General features: G+C 39.4%; 6 protein-coding genes and 1 pseudogene. 1 reads left to right on the forward strand and 6 read right to left on the reverse strand.

Annotated features, from left to right (window positions below; all coding sequences use genetic code 11):
• Positions 1–150: 150 nt before the first annotated feature.
• Positions 151–714, forward strand: coding sequence for an HD domain-containing protein (locus tag J6U00_RS12300; RefSeq protein ID WP_296582271.1), 564 nt, complete (start codon positions 151–153; stop codon positions 712–714).
• Between the two features lie 58 nt (positions 715–772).
• Here J6U00_RS12300 and J6U00_RS12305 read toward each other — a convergent pair whose 3' ends face one another.
• From J6U00_RS12305 to glyA, 6 genes and pseudogenes are all read right to left on the reverse strand, one after another.
• Positions 773–1,966, reverse strand: a complete 1,194-nt coding sequence (locus J6U00_RS12305) for a homoserine dehydrogenase (RefSeq protein ID WP_296582273.1) — start codon at positions 1,964–1,966, stop codon at positions 773–775.
• A 19-nt stretch (positions 1,967–1,985) separates the two neighbouring features.
• Entirely contained in the window at positions 1,986–2,429 is a 444-nt protein-coding gene (locus tag J6U00_RS12310; protein ID WP_296582276.1) for an ACT domain-containing protein, read from the reverse strand.
• Positions 2,430–2,615: 186 nt separating this feature from the next.
• Positions 2,616–3,887 carry a replication-associated recombination protein A gene (locus tag J6U00_RS12315; protein WP_296582278.1) on the reverse strand — a complete coding sequence of 424 codons (1,272 nt, stop codon included), beginning with the start codon at positions 3,885–3,887 and terminating at the stop codon, positions 2,616–2,618.
• Between the two features lie 18 nt (positions 3,888–3,905).
• Positions 3,906–4,259 (reverse strand): VOC family protein, encoded by a 354-nt coding sequence (locus J6U00_RS12320; protein ID WP_296582280.1) that lies wholly within the window; start codon positions 4,257–4,259, stop codon positions 3,906–3,908.
• Positions 4,260–4,301: 42 nt separating this feature from the next.
• Positions 4,302–4,658, reverse strand: a complete 357-nt coding sequence (locus tag J6U00_RS12325) for a RidA family protein (protein WP_296582282.1) — start codon at positions 4,656–4,658, stop codon at positions 4,302–4,304.
• Positions 4,659–4,738: 80 nt separating this feature from the next.
• Positions 4,739–4,924, reverse strand: a pseudogene (gene glyA, locus J6U00_RS12330) (serine hydroxymethyltransferase); the annotation flags it as partial.

Raw genomic sequence — 4,924 nt, forward strand, 5'->3', positions numbered from 1 at the left:
AACTGGCGTAAGGTATGGACTATTTATACTTTCCTTGTCTGGTATGAGGAATATTTTATAAAAAGAAAATAATATATAACAGCACCTTTGAACTTTAACTCAAAGGTGCTGTTATGGTTATTTAGGAAGCTATAAAGAAGGAGCAAATATATGAATACGAAAGAATACCTTGAAATACTTCATACTGCTGAAAGACTAAAGGATACTTTGCGACACTGTACGACTTCAAAGGGCAGAACCGAAAGCGTAGCGGAGCACAGCTGGCGTTTATCTCTTATGGCATTATTATTAAAGTATGAATTCCCTGATGCTGATATAAGAAGAGTAATAGAAATGTGTCTTATTCACGACCTCGGAGAATGCTTTACAGGCGATATACCAACATTTTTAAAAAATGATAAGGACAGAGTGGCAGAAGATAATCTTCTAAATAATTGGATAACATCATTACCTAGTGAAGTGTCTAGCGAATGGACGGCTTTATTTGGAGAGATGATCGCACAGGAAACAAAGGAAGCAAAAATATTCAAGGCTCTTGATAAACTCGAAGCGCTTATCCAGCATAATGAATCCCCGCTAAATACATGGTCGGATAATGAATATGAGCTGAACAAGAAATATGCTTTTGATAATGTTAAGTTTTCAGTTTGGCTTACAGAGCTAAGACAGGAAATATTAAAAGATACGCTTAAAAAGATCGAAACTGAAAAATAATAGAATAGCCCGAAACCATCGTTGATATCATATCATAATGGTTCCGGGCTGTAGTTTATTATTCAAGCACAGGGAGAAAAGCAAGAGCACCAAGTTCTTTTGCTTTTGCCTGAGCGTCCGCAAATGAGAGCTTTTCTGTTGTTACATAAGAAAGACCGTTGTCGTTGTTATATACTTCAACTCCGCCGATCTCCGAACCGCTGGGTAAACGGAAATACCAGGGTGAAGAAAAATTATCTATCTTTTCAACAAATGAATCATCAGAAGCAGATTCCCATGTCTGGGAGAATACAGTTACGTTATGTTTTACAGCTTCAATAACATCGCCCATTACAGCGCTTGCAGTTGGGAGCTTTCCTGCACCACGTCCGTAGAACATAGTCTGATCTATACCGTCTCCGTATACGAGAACAGCATTGAAAACGTCATTAACTCCTGACATGATACTGTCGTATGAAACAAGCATAGGCATAACAGACGGAAGTATCTTGCCGTTATCGAGCTTTGTAACCGAAGCTACAAGCTTTATCGCATAACCGAGAACATCGGAAGCTTCAACATCACATAGCTGTATATCTGTGATACCCTTTGTGTAAACGCTTTTAGGATATACGTGTTTGCCGAATACAAGAGAGGAAATAATACATATCTTGCGACATGCATCATGACCCTCGATATCGGCTGTTGGATCTTTTTCGGCATATCCCAATTCCTGAGCAAGCTTTAAAGCATCTGTAAATGGCATATTATCATTGTACATCTTTGTAAGTATAAAATTAGTAGTACCATTAAGTATGCCTGCTACTTTATAAATATCGTTTGCTGCAAGGCATCTGTGAAGAGGTCGGATTATCGGGATAGCTCCACCAACGCTCGCTTCGAAGAAAAAGTTGCAATTGTGCTCCTTTGCAGTTTTAAGGAGGATATCTCCTTTTTCAGCTACAAGTTCTTTATTTGAAGTTGAAACGCTCTTTCCCTTTTCAAGACAAGCCTTTACAAAAGTGAAAGCTGGTTCAACTCCACCCATACATTCAGCAACAGATACAACCTCGTCATCATTAACTATATCATCAAAGTTCTTGGTGAATTTGTCAGCATAAGGAGAATCGGGGAAATCCCTGAGATCAAGGATATATTTTATATCCATTTCAGTACCTGCGTGTTTCTCGATGCTCTTTTTGTTCTTATAGAAGAGCTCGACAACTCCCGAACCAACAACTCCATGACCTAAAACTGCAAATTTAACTGACATAAAAAGAAACCTCCGTAAACTATTCGGCAGAGAGTATCTTACACTCTAAAATACCGTCAAGTTCTGTAATTGAATTAAGCTGAGAGAGCTCTTCATTGGACTCGCCCGTAAGTCTGAGAGAAATATTCACAGCAGCAGCGCCGTCAACAGGTATGCTTTGGTTAACTGTCAGAATATTAGCATTCAGATTATGAAGAAATACAAGTGCACTCGACAGGATACCTGGACTGTCGCTCAGAAGAAGATAGATATTCACGATCTTTCTGTTAAAAAGCTCCTCATAAGAAAAAACACTGTCTTTATATTTATAATAAGCGCTTCTTGAAATGCCGATGCGCTTACAGGCAGAGGCAAAGCTTTTTTCACCCTTCTGCGCCATTAGCTTTTTGACCTCCAGAACCTTTGTAAAGACCTCTGGAAGTATTTTTGAATCGGCAACTATAAGCTGAGATTTTGTATCCATAAAAATCACCTTTTGATAGATATTGTATTAAATCGTCCGCCTACGGTGAACAGTTGTTTGCCATATAATTACTATAACATTTTTTTTCGTGTTTGTCAAGACCAAATAATTATAGTTTCTAGGTGCAAATTTATGAATCTTGACAATAAAATAGTCTGCATTTCTTTTATGCAGACTAAAGGCTTTTTATTTGTTCTTTTCTGTTATTTTCAAACGGTACTGATAAGCCGACTGTTCCTGTTTATTTTCACCGAAGTGATAATAGACATGATCGGCGATAGCGTCGGGAAGGTATTGCTGTTTAACATAATGATCAGGAAAATCATGAGGATAAAGATAATGCTGACCTATAACCTTGGCGCCCTTGCCGTCATAATGGACATTCTGCAAATGCCTTGGGAAGTCGAGAGCGTCGCAGCTTCTGAGATCGTCGAGAGCCGCGTTGATAGCCAAGCAGGCGCTGTTGGATTTAGGAGCTGTTGCCATAAGTATAATTGCTTCGGCAATTGGCAGTTTTGCCTCAGGAAGTCCAAGCTGTAGAGCTGAATCCACACAGGCTTTTACAATAGGTACTGCCATAGGATAGGCGAGGCCTACGTCCTCAGAGGCAATACATAACATTCGCCTGCAAAGAGATATGATATCTCCTGCTTCAATAAGACGTGCCGCATAGTGGAGAGCTGCGTTCTCGTCAGAACCGCGTACTGATTTATGGAATGCTGAAAGGATATCATAATGTTGGTCACCGTCGCGGTCATAGCGCATATTGCTGCGCTGAGCAAGAACTTCAAGAGATTCTTCAGTGATAGTGAGTTTTCCATCGGAAGCCTCTCCGCAAACGACCGCTAACTCTGTAGTATTCATAGCTTTGCGTACATCTCCGCCGCAACTGTAAGCAATTCTAGAGATAATGTCATCAGAAGCTTCGATTTCATAGCCATTTTCTTCGGATATTTTGCTAAAAGCACGCTTTATTGCTGGTACCAGCTGCTCGGCTGTAACAGGCTTGAACTCAAATACAGTGCTTCTGCTTATAACTGCGTTATATACAGCAAAATATGGATTTTCAGTAGTTGAGGCTATCAGCGTGATATCTCCGTTTTCAATGTATTCAAGGAGACTCTGTTGCTGCTTTTTGTTGAGATACTGAATCTCATCGAGGTAGAGAAGTATACCATTCTCACTACCGAATGTGCCGATATCTGCAACAACGTCCTTAATGTCGGACAGTGAAGCGTTAGTACCGTTAAGCTTATACAATGACATTCCGCAGTTTTCAGCGATAATACGTGCAACAGTGGTTTTTCCTACGCCTGACGGACCGTAGAATATCATATTAGGAACAGTTCCACTTTCGATAATACGACGTAGTGGCTTACCCTCTGCAAGTATGTGTTCCTGCCCGACCACGTCGGCAAGTGTTTTAGGGCGTATTTTATCAGCTAAAGGTGCAGGCATAGCAGTTCTCCTTCCTATTTATTTTATAGGTGCAGTTATTTCGATATGATTGCCTTCCGAATCGACAAATTCCGCTACCCAGTTGTCGTTTATCAGTGTAACTGGAAAACAAATTTCTTTCCCAGTTAGTTTCCGTTTTAGCACGTCAAGACTTTCAGCGCTTATGCTTGGTAGACAATTGCTGCCGAAAATATGCCGTTCATTTACTTTTTCATAAGCAAATAATCCCAAACGGAAACCATTTAATAAATCGAAAACGCTGTAGATACCATTTCTTTCAGTAACTTTCTGTTCAAAGAGATCCTCATAGAACTTTATTGCTCTGTCCATGTTTTTAACGCAAAGATAAAGCGAATTAATTTGTAATTTCATATGTATTTCCTTTTTCCTTACATTTTAGAAATCATATAAGTTCTATCTGTCTTTAAATGCTATAGCATCTATCTGAAAAAGAATCCCATCTCTCACAAAGTCGGTTGTGTATGCTTTCCTTGCAGGAAATTTTCCTTTAAAGTACTTTTTTAAAATATCGGGAAGTAAATGTAGGTCACTGATATTTTTGAAAAGACAATCCATTTTCACCACAGAGTCCAGTTCTAAACCAGCCATTGCAAGTCTGCTTTCCAATACACTAAAAGCGCCGCATATCTGGTCTTCGATCGGTTTTCCCTCATTTCCCATACAATATCCAACAAAAACGTAATCTCCTGCTTCAATAACAGTTGAATCAGCCCAAAATTCATCTATTTCATATCTTTTGATATTATCCATTGCTTATTTCCTTAAATAACGCTGATTGTTTTAAAAAAACACAGGGACGGACAGAATGTCCGTCCCTAAATACATATTAATTACTTATAAAGCGGGAACTTCTCGCAAATAGCATTTACGCCAGCACGGATCTCATCAGCCTTATTTTCGAAATCTGTAGCGCAAAGGTAGATGTACTCAGCGATCTTTTCCATTTCCTCAATACCAAGACCTCTTGTTGTAACAGCAGGTGTACCGATACGGATACCGCTTGTTACGAAAGGCTT

Source organism: Ruminococcus sp. (assembly GCF_017650195.1).
Taxonomy (GTDB): domain Bacteria; phylum Bacillota; class Clostridia; order Oscillospirales; family Ruminococcaceae; genus Ruminococcus.

What these genes read in the sequence shown, in the direction of transcription:
- J6U00_RS12300 (WP_296582271.1), top strand. Translation starts at nt 151, where the DNA reads ATGAATACGAAAGAATACCTTGAAATACTTCATACTGCTGAAAGACTA.
- J6U00_RS12320 (WP_296582280.1), bottom strand. Translation starts at nt 4,259, where the DNA reads ATGAAATTACAAATTAATTCGCTTTATCTTTGCGTTAAAAACATGGAC.
- J6U00_RS12305 (WP_296582273.1), bottom strand. Translation starts at nt 1,966, where the DNA reads ATGTCAGTTAAATTTGCAGTTTTAGGTCATGGAGTTGTTGGTTCGGGA.
- J6U00_RS12310 (WP_296582276.1), bottom strand. Translation starts at nt 2,429, where the DNA reads ATGGATACAAAATCTCAGCTTATAGTTGCCGATTCAAAAATACTTCCA.
- J6U00_RS12325 (WP_296582282.1), bottom strand. Translation starts at nt 4,658, where the DNA reads ATGGATAATATCAAAAGATATGAAATAGATGAATTTTGGGCTGATTCA.
- J6U00_RS12315 (WP_296582278.1), bottom strand. Translation starts at nt 3,887, where the DNA reads ATGCCTGCACCTTTAGCTGATAAAATACGCCCTAAAACACTTGCCGAC.